Annotated in this window: 20 protein-coding genes and 1 riboswitch; of the genes, 12 read left to right on the top strand and 8 right to left on the bottom strand. The window is 62.0% G+C overall.

Annotated features, from left to right (window positions below):
• Window positions 1-230 precede the first annotated feature (230 nt).
• Window positions 231-1,616 carry a PLP-dependent aminotransferase family protein gene (locus C7T36_RS24080; protein WP_045069595.1) on the bottom strand — a complete coding sequence of 462 codons (1,386 nt, stop codon included), beginning with the start codon at window positions 1,614-1,616 and terminating at the stop codon, window positions 231-233.
• 50 nt (window positions 1,617-1,666) lie between these two features.
• Between C7T36_RS24080 and C7T36_RS24085 the strand changes: the two genes are divergently transcribed.
• Genes C7T36_RS24085 through C7T36_RS24105 form a run of 5 tightly spaced genes read left to right on the top strand, consistent with a single transcriptional unit; the run spans window position 1,667 to window position 5,335 of the window.
• A complete protein-coding gene (locus tag C7T36_RS24085; RefSeq protein WP_033236276.1) occupies window positions 1,667-2,122 on the top strand; it encodes a carboxymuconolactone decarboxylase family protein in 456 nt (151 codons plus the stop codon).
• A gap of 27 nt (window positions 2,123-2,149) precedes the next feature.
• Entirely contained in the window at window positions 2,150-2,947 is a 798-nt protein-coding gene (locus C7T36_RS24090) for an SDR family NAD(P)-dependent oxidoreductase (RefSeq protein WP_045068243.1), read from the top strand.
• A gap of 34 nt (window positions 2,948-2,981) precedes the next feature.
• Window positions 2,982-3,626 carry a GntR family transcriptional regulator gene (locus tag C7T36_RS24095; protein WP_045068245.1) on the top strand — a complete coding sequence of 215 codons (645 nt, stop codon included), beginning with the start codon at window positions 2,982-2,984 and terminating at the stop codon, window positions 3,624-3,626.
• On the top strand, window positions 3,626-4,900 hold the full coding sequence (locus tag C7T36_RS24100; protein WP_045068247.1) for an MFS transporter: 1,275 nt from the start codon (window positions 3,626-3,628) through the stop codon (window positions 4,898-4,900). The genes C7T36_RS24095 and C7T36_RS24100 overlap by 1 nt, the downstream gene beginning before the upstream one ends.
• A 30-nt stretch (window positions 4,901-4,930) precedes the next feature.
• The gene (locus tag C7T36_RS24105; protein ID WP_045068250.1) at window positions 4,931-5,335 is read left to right on the top strand and encodes a DUF4259 domain-containing protein; all 405 of its coding nucleotides are present in this window, start codon (window positions 4,931-4,933) and stop codon (window positions 5,333-5,335) included.
• A 21-nt stretch (window positions 5,336-5,356) separates the two neighbouring features.
• Here C7T36_RS24105 and C7T36_RS24110 read toward each other — a convergent pair whose 3' ends face one another.
• From C7T36_RS24110 to C7T36_RS24120, 3 genes are all read right to left on the bottom strand, one after another.
• Window positions 5,357-6,688, bottom strand: coding sequence for a M1 family metallopeptidase (locus tag C7T36_RS24110; protein ID WP_045068253.1), 1,332 nt, complete (start codon window positions 6,686-6,688; stop codon window positions 5,357-5,359).
• Complete coding sequence (locus C7T36_RS24115) at window positions 6,673-10,590, bottom strand: Pls/PosA family non-ribosomal peptide synthetase (RefSeq protein WP_106939821.1); 3,918 nt, start codon at window positions 10,588-10,590, stop codon at window positions 6,673-6,675. The genes C7T36_RS24110 and C7T36_RS24115 overlap by 16 nt, the downstream gene beginning before the upstream one ends.
• 94 nt (window positions 10,591-10,684) lie before the next feature.
• A complete protein-coding gene (locus C7T36_RS24120; RefSeq protein WP_045068256.1) occupies window positions 10,685-12,538 on the bottom strand; it encodes a BCCT family transporter in 1,854 nt (617 codons plus the stop codon).
• A 542-nt stretch (window positions 12,539-13,080) separates the two neighbouring features.
• Window positions 13,081-13,195: riboswitch (SAM riboswitch) on the top strand.
• Window positions 13,196-13,249: 54 nt separating this feature from the next.
• On the opposite strand from C7T36_RS24120, the gene C7T36_RS24125 reads away from it, so the two are divergent.
• Window positions 13,250-14,572, top strand: a complete 1,323-nt coding sequence (locus C7T36_RS24125; protein ID WP_033236282.1) for an aminotransferase class V-fold PLP-dependent enzyme — start codon at window positions 13,250-13,252, stop codon at window positions 14,570-14,572.
• 130 nt (window positions 14,573-14,702) lie between these two features.
• Window positions 14,703-15,317, top strand: a complete 615-nt coding sequence (locus C7T36_RS24130; protein WP_033236283.1) for an LLM class flavin-dependent oxidoreductase — start codon at window positions 14,703-14,705, stop codon at window positions 15,315-15,317.
• On the opposite strand, the gene C7T36_RS24135 is transcribed toward C7T36_RS24130, so the two are convergent.
• Complete coding sequence (locus tag C7T36_RS24135; RefSeq protein WP_045068258.1) at window positions 15,296-16,168, bottom strand: PaaX family transcriptional regulator C-terminal domain-containing protein; 873 nt, start codon at window positions 16,166-16,168, stop codon at window positions 15,296-15,298. The genes C7T36_RS24130 and C7T36_RS24135 overlap by 22 nt on opposite strands.
• 149 nt (window positions 16,169-16,317) lie before the next feature.
• On the opposite strand from C7T36_RS24135, the gene C7T36_RS24140 reads away from it, so the two are divergent.
• On the top strand, window positions 16,318-17,316 hold the full coding sequence (locus tag C7T36_RS24140) for an alpha/beta hydrolase family protein (RefSeq protein ID WP_375129355.1): 999 nt from the start codon (window positions 16,318-16,320) through the stop codon (window positions 17,314-17,316).
• 63 nt (window positions 17,317-17,379) lie between these two features.
• Here the strand turns inward: C7T36_RS24140 and C7T36_RS24145 are convergent, their stop codons facing one another.
• Both C7T36_RS24145 and C7T36_RS24150 read right to left on the bottom strand, forming a co-directional pair.
• A complete protein-coding gene (locus C7T36_RS24145; RefSeq protein WP_045068261.1) occupies window positions 17,380-17,799 on the bottom strand; it encodes a hypothetical protein in 420 nt (139 codons plus the stop codon).
• Window positions 17,800-18,020: 221 nt separating this feature from the next.
• On the bottom strand, window positions 18,021-18,239 hold the full coding sequence (locus tag C7T36_RS24150; protein ID WP_033236287.1) for a hypothetical protein: 219 nt from the start codon (window positions 18,237-18,239) through the stop codon (window positions 18,021-18,023).
• Between the two features lie 157 nt (window positions 18,240-18,396).
• On the opposite strand from C7T36_RS24150, the gene C7T36_RS24155 reads away from it, so the two are divergent.
• Window positions 18,397-19,101, top strand: coding sequence for a bifunctional 2-polyprenyl-6-hydroxyphenol methylase/3-demethylubiquinol 3-O-methyltransferase UbiG (locus C7T36_RS24155; protein WP_052683568.1), 705 nt, complete (start codon window positions 18,397-18,399; stop codon window positions 19,099-19,101).
• Here C7T36_RS24155 and speB read toward each other — a convergent pair.
• Window positions 19,065-20,021 (bottom strand): agmatinase, encoded by a 957-nt coding sequence (gene speB, locus C7T36_RS24160; RefSeq protein WP_033236289.1) that lies wholly within the window; start codon window positions 20,019-20,021, stop codon window positions 19,065-19,067. The genes C7T36_RS24155 and speB overlap by 37 nt on opposite strands.
• 138 nt (window positions 20,022-20,159) lie before the next feature.
• Between speB and C7T36_RS24165 the strand changes: the two genes are divergently transcribed.
• The 3 genes from C7T36_RS24165 to C7T36_RS24175 all read left to right on the top strand — a co-directional run bounded on the left by C7T36_RS24165 (window position 20,160) and on the right by C7T36_RS24175 (window position 23,418).
• Window positions 20,160-20,783 carry a helix-turn-helix domain-containing protein gene (locus tag C7T36_RS24165; RefSeq protein ID WP_045069599.1) on the top strand — a complete coding sequence of 208 codons (624 nt, stop codon included), beginning with the start codon at window positions 20,160-20,162 and terminating at the stop codon, window positions 20,781-20,783.
• A 113-nt stretch (window positions 20,784-20,896) separates the two neighbouring features.
• The gene (locus tag C7T36_RS24170; protein ID WP_045068263.1) at window positions 20,897-21,733 is read left to right on the top strand and encodes a carbon-nitrogen hydrolase family protein; all 837 of its coding nucleotides are present in this window, start codon (window positions 20,897-20,899) and stop codon (window positions 21,731-21,733) included.
• Entirely contained in the window at window positions 21,730-23,418 is a 1,689-nt protein-coding gene (locus tag C7T36_RS24175; protein WP_045068264.1) for an NAD(P)/FAD-dependent oxidoreductase, read from the top strand. Before C7T36_RS24170 ends, C7T36_RS24175 begins: the two co-directional genes overlap by 4 nt.
• Window positions 23,419-23,431 lie beyond the last annotated feature (13 nt).

Raw genomic sequence — 23,431 nt, forward strand, 5'->3', positions numbered from 1 at the left:
AACCCGGAAGCTAAGCCCTTCAGCGCCGATGGTACTGCACTCGACAGGGTGTGGGAGAGTAGGACACCGCCGAACACAACTTGAGAAAGCCCCCCAACATTGTTGGGGGGCTTTTTCGTGTCCCCGAAACACCCCCGGGATCGAGCGAACGGTACACCCGTCGCCTCGGATCGACCGAACGTACCGTTCGCACCATCACCGGCGGGGCAATCGAGGCGAACTGGACTCTGTTACAGCGCTGATTCCAATGTCTCGCAGAGCATTTCGAGTGCCCGAGGGTACTGGGACGGCGAGGGCGTGCTGTATCCGACAACGATGCCGTCGGAGCCGGCGGAAGACGCGTCGGGGTGCCGGAATGTTGACAGCCCTTCAAGGCCGAGGCCGCGCGAATTCGCGGCAGCCATTACTGCTTGTTCGCTGCCACGGGGCAATCGAACTACGGCATGAAGTCCCGCGGAGATCCCCTCGACCCGAACTTCGGGTACTCGCGCAGAGAGGATCGCAACCAGTTGATCGCGTCGTTGTCGGTAGGAAACCCGCATCTTCCGAATGTGACTGTCGAACCGTCCTGACTCGATGAAATCTGCCAGCGTCAGCTGATCGGTTGAACTGACCCAACGCTCGTACGGCCCTTTGACCTCGAGTACCGGTTCGATCAATCTGTCCGGCAACACCATCCAGCCGATACGAATGGCCGGCGAGAGGGTTTTGCCCGCGGTTCCGAGGTAGGCGACGTGTTGTGGGGCGATCCCCTGTAGTGCGCCGACGGGCTTTCTGTCGTAACGGAATTCACCGTCGTAGTCGTCTTCCAGTACTACTCCGCCAGTGCTCGACGCCCATTCGACGGCAGTTGCCCGTCGTGCGGGTGTGAGCGGTCCGCCGAGTGGAAACTGGTGCGTCGGCGTCAGAAGTGCGGCTCTGGCGGTAGTGGATGCCAATTCGTCTGTGCACGTGCCTGATTCGTCAACCGAGATAGGAACGGTTCGTATGCCCTCGTCGATCAGTAACTTCCGGTGTAGATGAAGACTGTAAGCATCCACTGCAAATGTTCCGCCGAGGGCGCGGGCTAGAAGCGAGATCCCGTGACCTGAACCGGCGCTGACCACTATTCGATTCGGGTCTACCCGCACCCCTCTGGTTCGGCCCAGGTATCCGGAGAGGGCGTTGCGAAGTTCGACGCGACCTCGGGGGTCGGTGGCGCCAAACGCGTCGTTAGGTGCTGCGGTCAGAGCCCGTCGGGCAGACGAAATCCAGGCCGAACGAGGAAAGGCTGATACGTCAGGCGATCCGGGCATCAAACTGTGTGTGAAGCGCACTGTCGGTGGTGCGGGCGCCGCGTCATTGCGGGAGTCCGCGAGCGAAGCGACGACGGTGCCGGAGCCCTGACGTGTCGCGAGCCACCCGGCTGCGGCGAGTTCGGCGTAGCAATCGGCTACGGTGTTTCGCGCTATGCCGAGGTCGTGTGCAAGAGTGCGCGACGGCGGGAGTCTGGTGCCAGGCTTCAAGACACCGCCGTCGATCGCGTCGCGAAGTGCCTGCAGAAGCGCTGCTTTGACGCCGACGCCGTGCGGCAGTTCGATGTGCAGATCGAAACCGAGATTGGCCCACGAATTCACTCGCAAATTGAACCATGTTTGAGGGGCATTGCGAGATTATCGTTCTAGGTATGACAACAACAGGGCAACGACTCAACATCGCACAGCTGGCACCCGACGTTTACAAGGCCATGGTTGCGCTGGACAGTGCTGCACGTAAGGGCCTGGATCCCACACTGGTCGAGTTGATGCTGACGCGTGCGTCGCAGTTGAATCATTGTGCATGGTGCTTGGACATGCACACACGTGATGCGCGCAAAGCCGGCGTGACGGAGCAGAAGCTGTACCTGCTGAACGCATGGGAGGAAGCCCGGGATCTCTACTCCGACAAGGAGCGCGCAGCCCTCGCATTGACGGAGGCCGTCACAGTTCTCACCGACGGGTTTGTCCCCGACGCCGTGTACAACGAAGCGGCTGAGCACTTTGCCGACGCCGAGCTGGCTCAGCTCATCAGTGTCATCTTGACCATCAATGCATGGAACCGCATTGCCGTCACTTCGCGTATGGCACCGCCTGTCCGGGACTGATTCCCCTCGTGTGGATAGTCTCGCGGCATGGATCTTCGACTTTCGGGAAAACGCGCAATTGTTGCTGGTGGTAGCAAGGGGATCGGGCTTGCGATCGCCAGAGGTTTAGCCGAGGAAGGCGTCGATCTCGCGATACTTGCCCGAACAGAACAGTCAGTGACCGACACGGCCCGAGAACTGGCGTCGGAGTTCGGGATTCGAGCAATCGGTGTGGCCGCCGATACGCGAGACGACGACGCGATTCAGGCGGCGGTACGTGAGGTTGTCGCGACGTTGGGTGGCGTCGACATTCTGGTCAACTCTGCGGCAACCCCGTGGAGCGCTGGAAGGCCAACGGATTTCTGGTCGACGACCGATGACGTAGTGCGGGGAGAAGTCGAGGTGAAGGTTCTCGGCTATCTCCGTACGGCCCGGGCAGTCGCCCCGCACATGGTGGCGCAGGGCTGGGGCAGGATCATCAACATCAGTGGCCTGGGCGCGCGTACCGCCACCTCGATTGCGCATACGGTGCGCAATGTCAGTGTCTCCGCGCTGACGAAGAACCTGGCGGACGAGTTGGGCCCCAGTGGAATCAATGTGACGGTTGTCCATCCTGGGGTGACTCGAACCGAGCGACTGAAGGCACGGATCGAAGGTGAGATGAATCTGACGGGGCAATCGCTCGCCGAGGTGGAAGCGGGGATTGCCACCAACTCGATTCGCAAGATCGTCGACGCCGCCGAGGTGGCCGACGTCGTCACGTTCCTGGCGTCGCCGCGCAGCGTCGCGATCACGGGTGACGCGGTTGCTGTCGGCGGTGGTATTCCGGGGCCGGTGTACTACTGACCTGCACGAAGGAGTATAAATACATCTTGTGTCTATGTTGCATTCCACGGCGGAGTCGGTATTCCGCGAAGTGAAGGAACTCATCCTGTCCGGGGAGTTACCCGGTGGTGAGCTCATCAGCGAGGGCGAGATCGCCAGTCGAATGGAGTGCAGTCGTACTCCCGTGCGTGAGGCGTTTCTGCGGCTCGAAGCCGAAGGGTGGATGCGCCTGTACCCGAAGAAGGGTGCATTGATCGTCCCCGTGGCGGACGGCGAGGCCGAGCATGTTGTCGCGGCGCGGCAACTGGTAGAGACGCAGAGTGTGCGTGTTATAGCTGACCGACCGCAGGCTCGCAGCGGATTGATTGCAGCTTTGCAGGCGAGCATGGCCGAGCAGCGCGAGCTAGCCGACGGCGGCGACGTCGCAGCATTCAGCGCCGCCGACGCAGATTTCCATAAGATGATCGTTGCTGCGGGTGATAACCCTCTGCTCGATACCTTCTACGCCGGTCTGCGGGATCGACAGCGGCGCATGACGGCACGATCGATCTCGCTCGACCCCGGCAAGCTCCCCAGGATTCTCGAAGACCACGCCGAACTGGTCAGCCTTGTCGAGGCCGGCGATGCCGATGCATACAACGACGCGGTGCTGGCGCATATGCGTCGTGTTCATGGTCTCGGACTGCGCGGGGGCCTGTGATGAGCGTCGAAACCCTGTTGTCGAACAGGTCAACGGAAAACCGTTCTGCCCGAGCCTGGCTCATGGTTGCCGCCAGTATGTTCGCAGTTGCCTGGGGCGGCAACGAATTCACACCGCTGTTGGTGATGTACCGAATCGACCACGGCTATTCGCCCGTGATGGTCGACTTCTTCCTCTTTGCCTACGTCGTGGGGATCGTTCCTGCGCTCTTGCTCGGTGGCCCGCTGTCCGATCGGCTGGGTCGACGCCCGATCATGCTCCCGGCCCCGTTCATCGCGATCGCAGGCTCGACGCTGCTGGCTTTCGGAGCAGATTCCGCAGCCGTCCTGATTGTCGGACGTATTCTCTGCGGTATCGCGCTGGGTATCGGAATGGCCGTCGGCGGTTCCTGGGTGAAGGAACTATCTGCAGCTCCTTGGGATCCGGATGCCACCGAGGGCTCTGGTGCCAGGCGTGCCGCGATGAGTTTGACCGCCGGTTTTGCGTTGGGTGCGGGCTTCGCCGGCGTGTTGGCACAGTGGGCGCCACTGCCCAGCGCGTTGGCTTATGTCTTGCATATCGTGATCACTGTGCTTGCGGGAGTTGCCTTGTGGCGCGCACCTGAGACTCGCGCCGCGCAACCGAAGACCGAGCGTCGACGGTTGATCGACGACCTGAAGATTCCGTCGGCAGGTCATCGCCGATTCCTGTACGTAGTTGTTCCGTTGGCGCCGTGGGTGTTCGGAGCAGCAAGTGTCGGGTACGCAGTCATCCCCGCGCTGATGACCGGCCACAGTGGCAACGCGCCGGTCGCCTTCTCGGCGTTCCTCTGTGTTGTTGCCTTGGCCTGCGGATTTGCGATCCAGTCCCTCGGACGCAAGATCGACACGAACAGCAGTGCACGTGGCGCCGTCGTCGCGCTGGTGTTCCTGGTAATCGGAATGGCTGCAGCGGCCTTGGTGGCGTCGACGCTGACAGTTGCCGCCGCGATTGTTGCGGCTGCGATCCTGGGCTGCGGGTACGGAATGGCGTTGGTGTCCGGCCTGCTCGAGATTCAGCGCATAGCCGGGCCGGATGACCTCGCCGGCCTGACCGCAGTGTTCTACTCGATCACCTACATCGGGTTCGCGGTTCCGGCGGTCTTGGCGATGCTGTCGGAAAGCATTCCGGCGCTGAGCTATACGGCAACCCTGTTGTTCGGCTCTGCGGCAGCTGCGGCCTGCCTCGTACTCGTACTGTTCAAATCCCGGTCGCATCTCCCGGCGGATGAATCGGCTATGGTCAAGGCGGGCTGAGCCTGGCCCACGAATCAGGAGGAATACTCAATGGGGACTTGGGGTTCGGGACCGTTCGAAAACGACGCGGCCGGCGATTTGCTTGTGGCGGTTCGGGCCGGTGAGTTCGACATCGCCGATTTCACCAGCCATGTCGACGACGAGTACGTCGAGGTGGACGATTCGCAGGCAGCAATCGCGATCGCTGAGATTGTTGCGGTGGCACATGGACTCCTACCGGCCCCTGAGCAACTCGACGGTATCGATGCCGTTGCCTACTCCGCGTCCTTGACCCCGGAGCAGCGCGAATGGATTCTCGCGACACTCGAGCGCACGATTGCCGACCCCGAAACTTCCGAACTCTACGAGTTGTGGGCCGAGAACGGTCCGGAAGATGTCGAGGAATGGCGGGCGCCGATCCTGAAAAGGTTGGAGAGCCTCAAAACCCTGAGCTGAGGTCGGACCGGTCGATGCGGCTCAGGTCCGGCGCGGTAAGGGTTTCTGATTGAGCCACGCGTCCCACAGCGGCCTCAGTGGGATGTCGGTGAATCGTGATGCCAGATCGGTGAACTGCTCGGTGCTGACAGTGCTGTGGCGGTGCTTGGTAGTCCACTGGCGGAGGAGCTCGAAGAACTTGTCGTCTCCCAGAACCCTGCGCAAAGTGTGCAGGGTAAGAGCGCCGCGTTTGTAGATTCGATCGTCGAACATCATGGCCGGCCCGGGATTGCCGAGGATGAGATCCTGAGGCTTGCGCATCAGTCCTTGATAAGCGTTGGCCGCAAGGGCTTCGGACGACGGGCCACCAGAGTTTTCAGACCAGATCCACTCCGCGTAACAGGCAAAGCCTTCGTGTAGCCAGATGTCGCACCACGCGCCGATCGTGAGGCTGTTGCCGAACCACTGGTGTGCCAACTCGTGTGCGACAAGGCGTTCGGAGCCGCGTCGGCCGGTGCAGTGATTGGCGCCGAAAATCGAGAGCCCCTGTGCTTCGATGGGAATCTCGAGTTCGTCGTCGGTGACCACGGCGGTGTAGTCGGCAAAGGGGTACGGGCCGAACAGTTTGCCGAAGACGTCGAGCATCTGCGGCTGGCGTGAGAAGTCGACGTCGAACTCGTTGTGCAACCGGGGTGGATGAACCGCGAAGATCGGGACCCGGCCGGAGCTGACCTGCCGATGCTCGTACTGCCCGATCTGAATGGTCGCCAAGTAGGTGGCCATGGGCTCGGTCTGCTCGTACACCCAGGTGGTTGCGCTGGCGCGGGTTTGCTTGCGCACCAATGCGCCGTTGGCGAGTGCGTAGAACGGTGAATCGGTGGTGATCGAAATGCGGTACGACGCTTTGGAACTGGGGTGGTCGTCGCACGGGAACCACGACGCGGCCCCGTTGGGCTGGCTCGCGACGAGGGTTCCTTCGGTGAGTTCTTCCCAGCCGACTTCACCCCAGAGACCTTTGATGGGTTCGGGATTTCCGGTGTACTGAACGGTGACCGAGAGCGCTCCGCCGGCGGGAATCTTGGTGCCGGGCGTGACGATCAGCTTGTTGTTCTGGCGGGAGTACTTGGCGCCGCGGGCGCCGTTGACCGACACCTTGGACACCTGCAGGTTCTGGGCAAGATCGAAGCTGAACTTGGATCGGTTCTCGGTGGTGACGGCGGTGATGACGGCTTTGCCGGCCAGACGGTTACTGAAAACCTTGTAGGTCAGTTCCAATTCGTACCGGGATACGCGATATCCGCGGTTGCCGTTCTGCGGCAGGTACGGATCGATCGGCTCGTCGAGCATCTTGTTCGGCTTCACGAAGCCGCCCATGGGGCAATGGGGTTGCCCTGCCATCGGGTCGACGGCGGAACGGTGTCACCTCGCATGACCAATGATGCAGGTCCGACGGTTGCGCCTGCGCCGATTCCGGCTGCGGGTAGCGCGACACAGTGTGGTCCCAGCGTTGCTCCGGCTCCCAAGGTGACGGTATCCATGGCCATAATCCGATCATGGAAGAGGTGAGTTTGCACGACGCACCCCCGTTCGACGGTTGCCCCGTCACCCAAAGTCACGAGATCTGCTTCGGGTAGCCAGTACGACTCGCACCAAACCCCTTTGCCTATTTTGGCGCCGAGTCCGCGCAAGAAAATGTTCAGTACGGCAGTGCCAGTTGCTGCTCGCGCGAACCAGGGCGCCGCGACAGTCTCGACAAAGGCGTCGGCAACCTCGTTGCGCCAGACGAAGGAACTCCAGAGCGGATGCTCCACCTTCTTGATCTTGCCGACGACAAGCCACTTGGCCGCGACGGTGATCGTCCCGGCAACGGCGCCCGCGATCAGCAAGACGACGCCACTGAGCAGAGCGGCGAACCAGAATCCGACGGCGCCGGCGAGGGCTTCGAGTGCAAACAGCACGCCAAGGCCGATGCCGAAGGTGACCATGACGGGGATGAGTCGGCAGGTTTCCACGACGCCGCGGGCGATCTTGAGACGCGTCGGGGGATTGAAGGTGCGGGCCGCGTCGGTGTCTCCGACTGCACGACGCAGGCGCACGGGCGGGCTACCGAGCCAGGAGGATCCGGACTTCGCCTTCGACGGCGTCGCGGACAACACCGCAACAAGCCCGTTCTTGGGGACGCGTCGGCCGGGGGCGGTCATTCCGGAGTTGCCGAGGAATGCGCGCTTGCCGATCTTGGCGTGCTCGATGTGCATCCAGCCGCCGCCGAGCCCGTAGCTGGCGACCATGGTGTCGTCGGCGAGGAACGCGCCGTCTGCGACGGTCGTGAACTTGGGAAGGAGCAGGACGGTGGACGCTTCGACGTTTTTGCCGATCTTGGCGCCGAGGAGGCGCAACCAGCCGGGGGTGAGCAGGCTGGCGTACAGCGGGAAGAGGAAGGTGCGGGCGGAGTCGAGTAGACGCTCGGTGGCCCAGACCTGCCAGCCGATCCGGCTGCGGACGGGGTGGTATCCCTCGGTCAATCCGATCGACAACAGGCGTACTGAGACCAGCGTGATGATGGCAAAGACCAGCAGGCTCAGAATCGTCGCGAAGGGAAGCATGATGAGCGACTGGGCAATTGCGCTACCGAGGGTTTCGGTGTTGCGAATCCACCAACCGATCAACACGATTCCGGCAACGAGAGCAAAGATCGGGACACCGGCAAGGAAGACGGACGTGATGCCGTACACCGGAACCCAGCCGGGGGCGCGCTTCGGATGTTCCGACGGCCAAGGATGATTCGCTTTGCCGACCTTGGTGGCTGGCGAACCTGCCCACTGCTGATTGGCTTTCACCCGGCCGAACACAGCTGATCCGGGTTCGACGACGGCGCCGCGTCCGACACGGGCACCGGGCAGAAGTGTGGAACGCGAACCGATAGAAGCACCGGCCCCGATCTTGATCTCACCGATATGAATGAGATCGCCGTCGATCCAGTGACCGGACAGGTCGACTTCGGGTTCGACGGAGCACCCGTCGCCGAGTTCGAGCATGCCGGTGACGGGCGGCAACGTGTGCAGGTCGACGCCGTGGCCGATGTCGGCTCCGAGGGCTCGCGCGTAGTACAACATCCACGGTGCGCCCGAAAGATTCGCTGCGCCACTGGCTTCGGTGAGTCGCTGAGCAATCCACAGTCGCATGTGTTCACTGCCGCCGCGCGGGTAGGTGCCCGGCTGCAGGTTTCGCAGCAGCGCTCGGGTACCGATCACCGCGATGGTCATACGGCCGATCGGCGTGATGAAGACGATGAATGCCAACAGAATCCACCACCACGAGACCGTCGGCGCCCAGCTGACGTCGACGAACCACGCGAGAACGTTGTTCGCGATCGCGATCCAGGTAACCCACTGGAGTCCGGCCAGGGTGGTGATCGGAACCGTTGCCGCAACCTGAGCCAGTTGGGTTTTCAGAGGCGTGGGCGTGACGATACGTGGTTCGACGGTTTCCGTAGGAGCCAATTCGTCGAGGTATTCGGCCAGGGACCCCAACCGTGGATGATCGTAGAGCTGGGCGACGGTGACCTCGGGGAAGCGTTCGCGTAGTGCCGTCACCAGCTGCGCCGCGGAGAGTGATCCGCCGCCCACTTCGAAGAAATCGTTGTCGAGGCCGGTGATCTGGGCGCCGAGGATGGAACCCCACAGTCCCGCGACCCAGGCCGCGGTTCCGTCGAGTCCGAGTGCGGCTCCGGCATCTTCGCCGGCACCGGGCAGGGGCCAGGGGAGAGCGTTGCGGTCGACTTTGCCGGAGGTGCGTGTCGGGAGTTCGTCCATCAACGCCAGACGCGGGACGAGCGCTGCCGGCAACTGTTCGCTGAGCGTCGCGTGTGCGGCCTTGAGGTCGAAATCGGGGTCGGTGCTCGCGATGTATCCCACGAGTATTTGGTTTCCGGCCGCAGTCTTCTTGACCGCGGCTGCGGCACCACTGACACCGGGAAGGTTCTGCAGCGCGTTGTCGACCTCGCCGAGTTCGATCCGTCGGCCACCGAGCTTGACCTGATCGTCGGCCCGGCCCTGGAACATGAGCCCCTCGAGCTCGAGTCGGACGAGGTCGCCACTGCGATAGGCACGCTCCCAACCGAGTGAGGGCATCGACGCGTACTTCTCGGCGTCTTTTGCCGGGTCGAGATAGCGGGCGAGGCCGACGCCACCGATCACCAGTTCGCCCACCTCCCCGACTGCGACGGGGTTGTTCTGAGCGTCGACGACTGCAAGGTCCCAGCCGTCGAGGGGGAGCCCGATGCTGACGGGACTCTTGCCGTCCATCAAAGCCCCGCACGCAACAACCGTCGCTTCGGTCGGTCCGTACGTGTTCCACACCTCGCGGCCTTCGACGGCCAGGCGTTCGGCCAACTCGGGCGGGCAGGCTTCACCGCCGAAGATCAGGAGGCGGACAGCTTCGAGGGCCTCGGCCGGCCACAACGACGCCAACGTGGGAACAGTGGAGACGATGCTGACGTCGCGGGAGACCAGCCACGGCCCGAGGTCCATGCCACTGCGCACGAGTGATCGCGGTGCGGGAACCAGGCAGGCGCCATGACGCCACGCGAGCCACATTTCCTCACACGACGCGTCGAAGGCGACGGACAGTCCCGCGAGAACACGGTCACCGGGCCCGATCGGCTCGTCCTGAAGGAACATGCGGGCCTCGGCGTCGACAAACGCTGCGGCATTGAGGTGGGTGACGGCGACGCCCTTGGGTGTGCCGGTGGACCCGGAGGTGAAGATGATCCAGGCGTCGTCTTCGGGCAGGGGATCGCGCACGGGTGGGTGCTCCAGCCGCTTCGGTGCCGTGCCAGGCCCGATGCCGTCACCCGTGATGATCGCGGCTACCTGGGCTTCACCGAAAACGAGTTCGGCGCGCTCTTCCGGATCATCGGCGTCGACGGGTACGTAGGCAGCGCCGGCCGCGAGGATCGACAGGATTGCCACGTACAGCGAACGCGAACCGGACGGCATCCGGATGCCGACGCGATCACCCGCGCCGACTCCGGCATCGGCGAGCCAGCGCGCGCCCTGTTCGATTTCGCCCAGCAGTTCGGCGTACGACAGCGTCGTCTCACCGTCGTCGATGGCAGGTGCTTCGGAGTTGGCCTGCGCGGATGCCCGCACGATGTCGATGAGGGTGCGCGGCGCAGGTGCCTGCGTCGAGCGGAGAAATACGGACGGAATCCCGAAAGACGATTCCGTTTCCGCGTGCGGCTGGAGTGGCAAACCCGTTGATCCTGTTCTGCTCATGAATCTCAGTCGTGCGACCTGTCGAGTTGTTATCTCATGACAAGTTTGCGAGTTGGTGAACAGTTCTGCCTAATGCAACATGCCGACGCGGCGCTTATTCCGAGTTCGTGACGCTCTGCAGGTGTCCTTCGGCCGAATCGGCGAACTCCGGAGTGTCGAACACTTCGCCGCCCAGCGGGTCGACGGCACGAGAATCTGGGGAGATGTCGACGACGCCGGTATCCGGGTTGATGTTGACCGCGTGCTGCGGTACTTCGTGGACTGCGACGAACATGTGGGTATCACTCGGATCGGTGGTGATGCCCGATTGCGACGGCGTCAGTCCGGCGAAGCTCGACGAGATGTTCAGGTCGCGCAATCGTTTGGTCGACGGTTGTGGCACGTCGACCGAGCTGTTGGTGGTCGAGATCCGCAAGTACCGCGGAGCCGCGGCAACCTCGTATCGGAACGCCTTGAGCATCGACAGGCACGCCAGCACCATGATGATCGAGAACGGAACCGCCGTCGCGATAGCCACGGTTTGCAGGGCGGTCAGTGATCCACTGCCGCCGACCAGAAGCAGAACAGCCGCGGCGGCGCCGGACAGGAAGGTCCAGTAGACCCGGGTGATCTTGGATGTCTCGAGATTGCCGCCCGTCGCGAGAATGTCGATGACGATCGAACCCGAGTCGGCCGACGTCACGAAGAAGAACACGATGACAACGATCGCGAGAACACTCGAGATAGTGCCGAGCGGAAGACCGTCGAGCAGCGTGAACAGCGACGTGTTGGTATCGACGGCGCCGGACGCGTCGAGCATGGTGCCCTCGTTGCGCTGACGCAGGATGCCGGAGTTGCCGAAGATCGTGAACCACAGCGAACCGACGAGTGTGGGCGCGAGCAGAACACCGAACACAAATTCACGGATGGTGCGTCCACGCGAAATGCGGGCGATGAACATGCCGACAAACGGCGCCCAACTCATCCACCATCCCCAGTAGAAGATCGTCCACGCGCCGGCCCAGCCGTCGTCGGCAAACGGTGAGGTGCGCAGCATCAGTTCCGGAAGAGCCTGAACGTAGCCGCCGAGGTTCTGCACCCAGGACTGCAGGAGGAACAGCGTGGGGCCGAGGATCAGCACGAACAGAGCCAGAACCGCGGCCAGGATCATGTTGATGTTGGAGAGCCACTTCAGTCCCTTGGTGACGCCGGAGACCACGGAGAAGGTAGCCATACCCGTCACGATCACGATGATGGCGATGACCAACCAGTTGTCGGTCTCCACCCAGCCGAGGTAGTCGAGGCCGGCGGTAATCTGCTGAACACCGAATCCGAGCGAGGTAGCGACGCCGAACAGGGTGCCGACGATCGCGACGACGTCGATGGCGTGCCCGATCTTGCCCTCGATGCGGGCGCGTCCGAGTAGGGGTTCGAGGAGCCAGCGGATCGACAGCGGGCGACCCTTGCGGTAGGTCATGTACGCCAGTCCGAGGCCGACGACAACGTAGATTGCCCACGCGTGCAGGCCCCAGTGGAACATCGTCAGTTCCATTGCCTGATTTGCGGCCGCGTCGGTCGATCCTGCTACCCGGCCCGCGACCGGCGGGTCCACGTAGTGCGAAAGTGGTTCTGCCACTCCGTAAAACACCAGACCGATGCCCATGCCTGCGCTGAAGAGCATGGCAAACCAGGACATCATGCCGAACTCGGGTTGTTCGTCGTCGCGGCCGAGTCTGATGTTGCCGATCCGGCTGATCGCGCAGTAGAGCGCAAAGACCACAAATCCGGTGGCAGACAGGATGTACCACCAGCCGACACCATCGGTGATGGCGTTGTTGAGGCTCTGGAAGGCGTCGGACGCAGTCCCGGAGTAGATCACAGCAAAGGCGATCAACCCGAAGATCACTATCGATGCCGGGACGAATACGGGTTTCCGTAGTCCCCTCCACGCGTTTTTGACCGCAGTCATCTCGCTCCTTCACACAGTTCAGCGTTCTTGTCGCACTCCGGCGACATCGTCGACGCGCTCAGCCCTCGTACGGCGGCCACAGGTCACGTAGGTGGGCATGCGCTCGCACCATCGCAGTAAAGACCGGGCTATTGCTTTGCAATTCAACGTAGCTGCGCAGTTCTGTCGACTCAAATGAATGAAAGATGGTGCAGTGTTGACGAATCTGCCGGTCTTGTTCGACTATCGATCTGTATTTTGTTGCTGTTTAAGGATTCTCGTAATCGTTTGCTCGAAATCTGTTCGAATCTCTCTGGAATACAAGGAATGAAGGGTCATTGCGAGATTCGGAACGAATCGTATTTGTCAAACTCGGTGAATGATTCTGTAGGTCAAGCGCTTATGGCCCGTGAATGCTCCTCGGAAGGTTGCGGTGCCACGGAGGCCGAAACGTTACCGTGATGGTGGTCACCACGAAGAGATGTCGGGCGATTTGTCGGAGTCGAGAGCGTGTTCTGCGTTGGGGTTGACAAGCCGGTTGACTCCTGCCATTCTCGTTTGCAGGTCACGAGTACCAGTGTTCAGCCCCGGCTTGCTGGTCGGCAACCCTCCTCCGCGGTGGGGTGCTCCGGGTGACGACCCGGCTGTATCCGAAAACGGATTCGGCAAGCGCGGACTCTTCCGGGGACATCACCCGAACGAATGAGTCCTTGAACGTGAGGATTGTCTTCGATGACTGCTGTTCTGAGTGCCGATACCTGCACCGCTCCCATTGCCAAGGTTTCTGGTGCCGACCTACAGGTTCCCCTCGTCCAGGGTGGCGAGTGTTCCTACGCGAACTTCGACTACGCAGCGAGCGCGCCCGCATTGGCCCAGGTCACCGATCGCATTGCGGAACTTCTTCCCACGTACGCCAGCGTTCACCGCGGTGCCGGATACGCCTCCCGGATCTCCACGCTGACCTACGAGAACGCTCGCGAATCGGTTGCTCGCTTCGTGAACTGCGCTGACGATCAGGTTGTCGTCTTCACCCGCAACACCACGGACTCGCTCAATCTTCTCGCTCAGTCCGTGCCCGGCAGCACCGTCGTTCTCGACGTCGAGCATCACGCAAACCTGTTGCCCTGGAACGATGCTCGCATCGTCACGGCCGCCGATACCGTCGAAGAGACCATCGAGCGCCTGATTGCGGAACTGTGCACCAAGCCCGCCGCGCTCCTCGCCATCACGGGAGCGTCCAACGTGACCGGCGAGATCCTGCCGATCGCACGCCTCGCGGACATTGCACACCGTTGTGGTGCACGCATCCTCGTCGACGCCGCTCAGTTGGCTCCCCACCGTCGTATCGATCTGCAGGAATGCGGAGTCGACTACCTCGCGTTCTCGGGTCACAAGCTGTACGCACCGTTCGGTGCCGGCGTCCTCGTCGGTCGCCGCGACTGGCTCGACGAGGCCAAGCCGTACCTTGCCGGTGGCGGCGCTGTCCGTGAGGTGACGCTGGAATCCACCGAGTGGGCCTGTGCTCCCGCCCGTCACGAGGCCGGTTCGCCCAACGTCCTCGGTGCTGCTGCAATCGCCGCAGCCTGCGACGCACTGACCGCGCTCGACTTCGACGCCATCTCGGAGCACGAGAAGGCGCTCACCGCTCAGCTGACCGACGGACTGGCCGCCATCGCCGGCGTCAACTTGCTCCGGTTGTGGGCCGATGCTCCCGACGCCGTCGGAATCGTCACCTTCACGGTCGACGGCTACGAGGCCGGCGAGGTTGCCGCATTCCTCTCCGCAGAACACGGCATCGGCGTCCGCGACGGACGCTTCTGCGCGCACCCGCTGCTCTCGCGTCTCGGCCTGTCCGGCGGTGCCGTGCGCGCCAGCCTCGGGTTGGGCAGCAGCTCCGACGACGTCACCCGCCTGATCAACGCCGTGAGCATCCTGGTTTCGAATCAGCGTGATTGGAACTACGAAAAGACCGCCGGTGCATGGAATCCCGTGCCCGAGACCCGCACTTTCCTTGGTGGCACCGCAGGCGACGCCGGCGCGGCCGAATGCGTCTGAGCCCACATCCGGATGCACTGATCGAAATAGGCAACTAACATGGCAGACATGACAACTGCGACGTTTGGAATGTGTACGAGCTGACGATCGTCTCGCGCTCACCCCTCCCTCCATACTTTCGGAGAAACACATGTCTTCTATCGCATCTCATTCCCTGCATGTAGCTGTTGAACTCACCGGATTCGGCCACCACCCCGCTGCCGAAGGAGCTCCCGGAAACCTTCCGCTCATCGGCGCGGATTACTGGGTGGATCTCACCGAAGGTGACACCCTTCTCGATCTGACGGCCTTCCCTGTCAATGTCATTCGTATCCGGGCCAGCGACCTGCGCGATGCGCAGGCTCAGCGCGCCCAGATTCGTGCAGCGATCGCCGAGGACGGCCGCGATCCCGACTCTGTTGCAGTGTTGGTCGATCTCGAAGTTCTGATCGCTCCGGAAGCACGGGCCGCGCGTAAAGAGTTGGCGCAGTTGGACAGTGCGCTGAACGTCCCGCGAGTCCCGGCGTCGCTGCATTACGTCGGTACGCCGTCCGGGCTCGGCAGTTTGATTGCCGATATTCGAGCTGCCGACGTCGCAGACGGTGTGACTTTGCTCCCGTTGTCGTTGCCTCGAACCCTCGAACATCTTGTCGGCGAAACCATTCCGTGGCTGCAGTCGCGGGGATTGGTGACTCCGGCCACCGCTGTCGACGAAGTTCTCGGTCGCTTCGGATTGCCCCAGCGTCAGCGCACTCTCGCGTCCTGATCACCGATTGCATCTGCGTACAGGTGGAACAGCGAGGGTAGTTGGTCGGCGCCGTCCACCTGTGCCAGAAGTGTCCAGCACTGCGCAGTGATCGACCGCGCTCTCTTGCCGATCCAGTTGGTGGGCAGTAGTTCCGGTGGCAGGAGCGGATCGGGTTCCATCGCTCGCGTGAATTCCGCGGCGAGTTCGACGGTCATCGTGACGGCATCGGTGGCAGTGAAGGCTGAGGTGTTCCGCAGTTTTTGCAGGCGCGCGGTCGCCACGTTCAGTAGCTGATCGTATCCGGCCGCAATCTGATCCAGTGGCCACAATTGTGCGGCAATCTTCGACGGGTCTTCGAGGGTGCCCACTTTCAGGTCGCGAGTGGTGAGCGAAGACAGATACTGTTCGACGTCGAGTTGGGCGGCCGCATCGAGAACATAGGGTTCCCACGCGTGCGGCGAGACGTACAAGCCGCCCTGCACCAGGGCTCCACCGAGATAGGTCACCCTGGTGCGCAGTGCATCTCGCGCTTTCCGCGACGACTCCGGAATTGCGAATCCCACCACATGCCAGCGCCCATCCCACGGCGCCTCGGTGCCTCGATCTTGTTGAAAGGCGAGCCGAACGAACTCGACGTCGGGTTCCATCTCCCGCACGGCTTTCGCGGTTGCCCGCAGCGTGGCCTGGCGCCCACGCCCCTCCTGTGTGAACTTTCCCTCGGCGACCAACCGCTTGATGCACAGCCGAATCTGCTGGTCCGTCATGTCGAGGGCGCCGGCGGTGGCATACAGGGTGTGCCCGTCGACAGTTCCGTCTGCGCGCAGAAGTCCCTCGATCAGAATCCGCGTGGGTACATCGACAGCTGTCATCGCTCAGCCCTTTCTTTCCTTCTCGACATCTTCGCCCCTAACTGTACTATCGAAATAGCAACGGTCGTTCGAGATTCGTACGTTAGGGCGGGGAGATGGCAGTGCAATCGGTGCGCGAGAGGACGAACAGCCCACGTTTACGCAGGTGGGTGATCGCTTCTCTGGGGGTGGTCGTTGTACTGATCATTGGTCTGGTCGGCTGGAACCTGTACCAAAACACCTACGACATCCGTGAGGACAAAGTGACGATCACCGGGGGGCCGGTGCCGCTTCAGGGAGTGTTGGCACTTCCCGATCGCGGTGACGGTCCCTTCGGGCTCGTGGTTTTTGTCCACGGAGACGGACCGATCGATGCAACACACGAGACCTTCTACCGGCCGCTCTGGGAGTCGTTTGCGCAGGCAGGCTACGCGTCACTTTCATGGGACAAACCGGGGGTCAACGGGGCGCCGGGCAATTGGCTGGATCAGAGCATGGATGATCGAGCCACGGAGACAGAAGCGGCGATCGAGTGGGCGCGGGGACGCTCGGATATCGATCCGGCTCGCATCGGCCTGTGGGGTGCAAGTCAGGCAGGCTGGGTGATGCCCAAGGTGGTAAACCTCGATTCGGACATCGCGTTCGTCATTGCTGTGAGTCCCGCGATCAACTGGCTAGAGCAAGGTGAATTCAATACTCGTGCAGAGCTTTCCGAACGGAATGCGTCGGCCGACGAGTTCGAGAAGGCCCGGGCCGACCGAGCGAAGAATTTGGAACAGTTGGCCAGGGACGCGTCGTTCGACGAACTTGTGGTGTCCGGCGAGGCTGACGGTCTCACCGAAGATCGCTGGAACTTCATCCGGAAAAACTATCGGTCTGATGCCCGAGCCGATCTCGAAACCGTGGATGTTCCGGTGCTCTTGATTCTCGGCGGACATGACGTGAACGTCGACGTGGCAGATACGGAATCGGTATATCGCGAATTGCTCGACTCACCAGGGCAATTGGTGGTCAAGAAGTACCCTGAAGCGACTCATTCGCTGGTGGAAAAGAACCTCGAAGACTCCGAACTGATGTCGACCCTGGTGGCCGTCCTCGCTCCTCGTTCGCTCTTCGCGCCCGGGTATCTGGCGGATCAAACCGCATTCTTGGCGGGAATTCAGGGCTGAGTGAAGTGACGGACTGTGATGCCGTGCTCGTCGATCCGGACGGTTCCGTCCTCGTACCTACGCTCAGATGACCATGTGGCAGTAGATGCGGTCGCCGCGGTGTAGTGCCCCGGTTGCCAGTTCGGCAAGCTCAGTGAGAAACGGCACGGAATCTTCGGAAGGTTCGATCGTCTCGTCGATTGCCCAGGCGCGAGCCGCTGCCATCACACCTTCGGCATCCAAACCGGCTAGCGCATCCCGTAGTTCGTCGGCGACGGTCAGGACGTAGGCGTCGCCGTCGTCGTTGACAGCAACCAACGATCCTCGCCTGGGTCCGGCTGTGATCTCGTCATATGCCTTGCCGGTGAGCACCGACTCGAGGCGACTGAGGGAGACGATCGGGTCGACACGCTTGGCTTGCACAGGGTCGATCGGCCCGTCGTCCAATGCGGTGGCTGCGGCGGCATCCGAGGGGGCTGCGAAGTAATCGGTGATGGCAGACATACGCCGCATATTCTCACATCTGCCTGACCGCCGGTGGGCCTGGCAAATAAGGAAACCGTCGGCACCTGATGGTGTCGACGGCTTCGCAAGTGTCAGTGCCCGCCTTGCGCCTCTCGGCAAGTGGCCGCTCGAAGCGGCATTTCTGGGGTGGTACCCGGGGCAAAGAACCGAACGCCGACAGCCAGTACAACGACCGGGTCCTAGAAGTTATTCCGCAGCCGTCACCTGCGGGTATTGATCATCCGAAGCGCAAAACGGAACAAGACCGCAGCGCCAAGGCCGACAGCGAGGCCCGCAAGAACGTCGGTGAGAAGGACTCCGATACCAACACCGAGGACCGTCGCGGCCGCGACGGCAAGGGCGACATCAGCGCGAGGAGCGGCTATCGCGAGGTCCTTTCCCGAGAATCGAACGAGTGCCGGTCCAGCGGAGCATGCCATAAATCCGTTCTCTGTGGGTGTGACGCGGCGGGCGAGGCCGACTCCGACTTCTCTGAGACAAACGCGAAGCGGGACGCAGTCCGAGTCGCGTAGGCGTCATTTGCTGTTTCGGCAAGGAACGTTGCGCCAATTGCGGCGATTGCTCATCCTGGAATGCATGAGCCACGAACACCATGACCCCGAACACCATGACCACGCACACCAGAACCACGACAACCACGCTGACGCGACCGAGAACCCGTATGCCAAGGCGGATGCCCAATTCTGGAACTCGCTGTATGAGGAACGCCCAGCACGGTGGAGCGGAAACCCCAACCCGCAGTTGATCGCCGAGGCTTCCGACCTCGCACCGGGTACCGCACTCGACGTCGGCTGCGGCGAGGGCGCCGACGCTCTGTGGTTGGCACGCCGCGGGTGGAAGGTCACGGGCACGGATATTTCGTCGGTGGCGCTCAGTCGCGCTAAGGCCCACGTCGAGGGCTCTGGCGTTGATATCGAGTGGCTGGAAGCAGACCTGACCAAGTGGGATCCGCAGGGCCGTTCGTTCGATCTGGTGTCCGCGCAGTTCTTCCACATGCTCGAACCCGCACGCGGGGAATTGTTCCGAGCTCTCGGTGAACTGGTTGCACCGGGTGGCCATTTGCTGATCGTCGGTCATTCGCCCCACGAGTCGCCGACGGAGCACCATCGGGCAATGCTGCATACCCCGGACTACGTGGAGTCGCTGTTCACGGATGGGTGGAAGGTGTTGGTCTCGGAGTCGCGGGAGCGCGATCTTCCCGCGAACCCCGAGATGCATCACACCACGGATACCGTTGTGCTGCTTCAGCGATTGAGTGCGAGTACCGACAGCAGCTCGTAAGCGACGTGAGCCGCTGCGATACCGGTGATCTCGGCGTGGTCGTATGCCGGCGCGACCTCGACGATGTCGGCGCCGACCACGTTGAGGCCCACCAAACCTCGCAGTGTGTTCAGCAATTCGCGCGACGTCATGCCGCCCGCTTCGGGTGTTCCGGTACCCGGAGCGTGGGCGGGATCGAGTACGTCGATGTCGACGGAGACGTACACCGGGCCACCGTCGAGGCGCTTACGCATGCGCTCGACGATGCTGGCGACGCCGTCGACCTCGTAGTCGTCGCTGCGAATCACCTGGAAGCCGAGCACTCGGTCGTCCTCGAGGTCCTTCTCGCTGTAGAGCGGTCCGCGGATGCCGATGTGCTGTGAGCGCTCCATGTCGATGAGGCCCTCTTCGCTGGCGCGGCGGAAAGGTGTTCCGTGCGTGAAGGGTTGGCCGAAATAGGTGTCCCACGTATCGAGGTGGGCATCGAAGTGCAGCACGGCGATGGGTCCGTGATCGCGTGCGAGTGATCGCAGGATCGGCAGCGCGATGGTGTGGTCGCCACCGAGCGTGAGTACCGAGGAGCCGTCGGCGCGCAGGTCGGTGACCGCGGATTGAATCGTCGTCAACGCTTCCTGGATGTCGAAGGGGTTGACGCCGATGTCGCCGAAGTCGGCAACCTGCTGGTTGGCGAAGGGGGAGACCTTCAAAGCCGGGTTGTACGGACGCAGCAACTTCGACGCAGCGCGGATGTGACCAGGGCCGAAGCGCGCGCCGGGACGGTAGCTGACCCCTGAGTCGAAGGGGATTCCCAGGATGGTCACGTCGGCGCGCGACACCTCGTCCAGACGCGGCAGGCGCGCAAAGGTGGTCGGTTCGGCGTATCGGGGGACTCGAGTCGCGTCGACTGGTCCGATGAATGATCCGGCGTCGTTGGTGGCCATGTGTGGGGTCCCTGCTTGTGAACGGCACATCGGTGATGTAGCTCTCTGTGCAAGTATGGTTTCTTCAAGAAGCCTATTTGTCAACTCTTGTTTCCTATAAGGGACAGATTGTGTTGAAGGAGTTACCGCGTGGTGAAGATGAAGGACAGTTCGGAGCCTGGTGGGCCGCAGATCGGGGCCAGGCTCAAGGCTGCCCGTCAGTCGAAGCGGTTGACCCTCGACGACCTGGCCGCTTCGTGCGGAGTGACCAAGGGATATCTGTCGAAACTCGAGCGCGATCACGTCAACGCGTCGGTGGCGACCCTGATCAATGTGTGCGCTGCACTGGAGATCCCGGTCGGCTCGCTGTTCGAGAACGCGACAGCAGGCGAGGTGGTGCGCGCCGACGCTAGGCCACAGATCAGCTTCGGCGGCGAGAAGATGGCGGAATTCCTGCTCACGCCGTCGAATGAGCGTCGCATCCAGGTGCTGATGAGCGAAATCGAACCCGGTGGGGGAAGTGGGCGGGAGTACTACAGTCTGCCGGCCGATGTGAACTTCGTTCACGTCCTCGAAGGTGGTTTGCGGGTGTCGTTCGAGGGCGGGAGAACCGACCCGGAAAGTGAGTCCGTCGACGCGGAGGACGTGGTCCTCCAAGTGGGGGATTCGTTCACCTTTGCTCCGCGTCACAACCACAGTTTCTCGGCTGAGGGCACCGTGCAGGCCAAGGTTCTGTGGGTGTTGAATCCGGCTTTGCCGGAGGGTCCACGTGTTCCCGCCTGATTTCGCAGGTTGAATTTTAAGAAACTCTAGTTGACAGATTGGGCGTTGCCGATCACCCTTTGTAGTCGTCCCCGTCGCATACTGACGTCACGGAACTTCTCGAGGAGCGCACGATGAAGGTCGATTCCCTCCGCGTCGGACTGTTTCAAGGCCCGCTCACGTCGAAAGATGCCATTGCGTCGGTGGAGTGCAATGTGGAGGCGATCGGGGCCGCAGCACGCACAGCGGCGGCGTCGGGGGCATCCATCCTGGTGACGCCGGAGATGTCCGCAACGGGATACAACATCGGTGGACTGGTCGGAACGCGCGCGGAACCGGCGGACGGACCGATCTTCGACGCGATTGCGGCGGTCGCGGTCAGCACCGGAATCACCATTGTCTACGGCTATCCTGAACTCTCCGGCAGCGATGTCTACAACAGCGTGCAGGTAGTAGGGCGCAACGGCCTCTCGCTTGCCAACTACCGCAAGACGCATCTCTTCGGGGTGCTCGATCGTGAGAATTTTGTGCCAGGTGACACTTTGGTTATCGGATTCGATCTCGACGGAATCCGGTGTGGTCTGTTGATCTGTTACGACGTCGAATTCCCCGAAGCTGTTCGTGCCCATGCTGATGCCGGAACCCAGTGGTTGATCGTGCCCACCGGACTGATGGCTCCGTACGAACACATCGCACAACAAGTTGTTCCGGCTCGTGCCTACGAGAGCCAGATGTTTGTGACCTACGTCAATCGCTGTGGTTCGGAGTCCGAACTCACCTATTGTGGGTTGTCGTGTGCGATCGATCCGACCGGTAGGGAACTGGCCCGAGCGGGTGCCGCGCAGGAACTGATTCTTACCGATATCTCCGCCGCGGTTGTCACTCGATCACGTTCGCTCAATACACATCTCGATGATCGTCGACTCGATCTGTATCCCGACTATCGCTCCCAGCGAGAGGGCCGCCGATGACCGTTCCCGTAGCTCCCGACAGTTCCTCCGAGCCGGGTCCGTTGCCTCCGTTGACGATGTTCGGCCCCGACTTTCCCTTTGCCTACGACGATTACGTTGCCGACCCGGCTGGGTTGGGATCGGTGCCCGACGTCGCGTTCGGTACCGAAATCGCGGTGATCGGCGGCGGGCTTGCCGGCATGATCGCGGCGTACGAGCTGCTCAGAATCGGACTCAAACCGGTTGTCTACGAGGCAGATCAGATTGGCGGCCGAATGCGCTCGGTCGAATTCGACGGCTACCCGGGCGTAGTGGCGGAAATGGGTGCGATGCGATTCCCGCCGTCGTCGACAACGCTCTTCCACTACCTCGACGAGATGGCGCTAGAGACCCAGGAGTTCGCCAACCCGCTGGCGGAGGTGACCCCGAGTACCGTCATCGACCTCAAGGGCGAAAGCCACTATGCGCACACACTCGAGGATTTGCCGCCGATCTTCACCGAGGTCGCACAGGCGTGGGCACGCACTCTGGAAGACTACGCCGATTTGATTCCCATGCAGCAGGCAATTCGGGACCGCGATACCGCTGAGATCAAGCGGATCTGGAACGAGTTGGTGGTGCGATACGACGACCAGACGTTCTACGGATTCCTCGCCGCGTCGAAGCACTTCAAGTCCTTTCATATGCGGGAAGTGTTCGGGCAGGTAGGATTTGGTACCGGCGGCTGGGATACGGATTATCCCAATTCGATCCTCGAGATCCTTCGTGTGGTCATCACAGCAGCCGATGACGATCACCGTGGCATCGTCGGTGGATCGCAGCAGTTGCCGTTGCGGCTGTGGGACCGAACCCCCGCGCAGATGAGGCACTGGCCGGCAGGCACAACGGTTTCTTCGCTGAATGGCGGGAAAACGCGGCCCCGTGTCACTGAACTGCGACGTACCGAACCGTGTCGGTTCACGGTTGTCGATGCCGAGGGTTTCATCCGAACATATGCGAGTGCCATTGTGACTGTGCAGAGCTGGATGCTTCTCAACAACATCCGCTGCGCCGACGATCTGTTCCCGATCGATCACTGGACTGCGATCGAGCGAACCCATTACATGGGCTCGACCAAGGTATTTGTTCTTGTCGATCGTCCGTTCTGGAAAGACAAGGATCCCGAGACCGGTCGCGATTCGGTGTCTATGACACTGACCGACCGCATGAGTCGCGGCACGTACCTCCTCGATCAAGGGGAAGGGAAACCCGGCCTGATCTGTCTGTCGTACACGTGGTCGGATGATTCGTTGAAGTTGTTGGCGCTGAACGCTACCGAGCGCATGGAGATCATGTTGCGCTCCTTGGAAGAGATCTACCCCGGCGTCGATTTCCGTAGTCACATCATCTCCAGTCCGGTCACGCTGTCCTGGGAAACCGAACGCGACTTCATGGGTGCCTTCAAGGCAAATCTGCCCGGGCATTACCGGTACCAGGAGCGGCTGTTCTCGCACTTCGTGCAAAGTGACCTGGAACCGCGTCATCGCGGAATCTTCCTCGCGGGCGATGACATCTCCTGGACGGCGGGCTGGGCCGAGGGAGCGATCCAGACGGCGATCAACGCAGTGTGGGGCGTCGTCCACCATCTGGGCGGTTCTACGCCGTCCGGGAATCCTGGTCCTGGGGACGTCTTTGCGGATCTGGCGCCGATCCGGCTGGGTGACTGACCCGAGATTTGCA

It is taken from the genome of Rhodococcus sp. AD45-ID, from assembly GCF_003023755.1.
In the GTDB taxonomy this organism is placed as follows: Bacteria; Actinomycetota; Actinomycetes; order Mycobacteriales; family Mycobacteriaceae; genus Rhodococcus_F; species Rhodococcus_F globerula.

Bases quoted from the DNA above. Each gene is read 5' to 3' on its own strand.
- speB (WP_033236289.1), bottom strand. From the start codon at position 20,021: ATGGCCACCAACGACGCCGGATCATTCATCGGACCAGTCGACGCGACT.
- C7T36_RS24145 (WP_045068261.1), bottom strand. From the start codon at position 17,799: ATGTCTGCCATCACCGATTACTTCGCAGCCCCCTCGGATGCCGCCGCA.
- C7T36_RS24105 (WP_045068250.1), top strand. From the start codon at position 4,931: ATGGGGACTTGGGGTTCGGGACCGTTCGAAAACGACGCGGCCGGCGAT.
- C7T36_RS24150 (WP_033236287.1), bottom strand. From the start codon at position 18,239: ATGGCATGCTCCGCTGGACCGGCACTCGTTCGATTCTCGGGAAAGGAC.
- C7T36_RS24165 (WP_045069599.1), top strand. From the start codon at position 20,160: ATGAAGGACAGTTCGGAGCCTGGTGGGCCGCAGATCGGGGCCAGGCTC.
- C7T36_RS24155 (WP_052683568.1), top strand. From the start codon at position 18,397: ATGAGCCACGAACACCATGACCCCGAACACCATGACCACGCACACCAG.
- C7T36_RS24095 (WP_045068245.1), top strand. From the start codon at position 2,982: ATGTTGCATTCCACGGCGGAGTCGGTATTCCGCGAAGTGAAGGAACTC.
- C7T36_RS24125 (WP_033236282.1), top strand. From the start codon at position 13,250: ATGACTGCTGTTCTGAGTGCCGATACCTGCACCGCTCCCATTGCCAAG.
- C7T36_RS24135 (WP_045068258.1), bottom strand. From the start codon at position 16,168: ATGACAGCTGTCGATGTACCCACGCGGATTCTGATCGAGGGACTTCTG.
- C7T36_RS24120 (WP_045068256.1), bottom strand. From the start codon at position 12,538: ATGACTGCGGTCAAAAACGCGTGGAGGGGACTACGGAAACCCGTATTC.
- C7T36_RS24085 (WP_033236276.1), top strand. From the start codon at position 1,667: ATGACAACAACAGGGCAACGACTCAACATCGCACAGCTGGCACCCGAC.
- C7T36_RS24115 (WP_106939821.1), bottom strand. From the start codon at position 10,590: ATGAGCAGAACAGGATCAACGGGTTTGCCACTCCAGCCGCACGCGGAA.
- C7T36_RS24090 (WP_045068243.1), top strand. From the start codon at position 2,150: ATGGATCTTCGACTTTCGGGAAAACGCGCAATTGTTGCTGGTGGTAGC.
- C7T36_RS24170 (WP_045068263.1), top strand. From the start codon at position 20,897: ATGAAGGTCGATTCCCTCCGCGTCGGACTGTTTCAAGGCCCGCTCACG.
- C7T36_RS24175 (WP_045068264.1), top strand. From the start codon at position 21,730: ATGACCGTTCCCGTAGCTCCCGACAGTTCCTCCGAGCCGGGTCCGTTG.
- C7T36_RS24100 (WP_045068247.1), top strand. From the start codon at position 3,626: ATGAGCGTCGAAACCCTGTTGTCGAACAGGTCAACGGAAAACCGTTCT.
- C7T36_RS24110 (WP_045068253.1), bottom strand. From the start codon at position 6,688: ATGGGCGGCTTCGTGAAGCCGAACAAGATGCTCGACGAGCCGATCGAT.
- C7T36_RS24130 (WP_033236283.1), top strand. From the start codon at position 14,703: ATGTCTTCTATCGCATCTCATTCCCTGCATGTAGCTGTTGAACTCACC.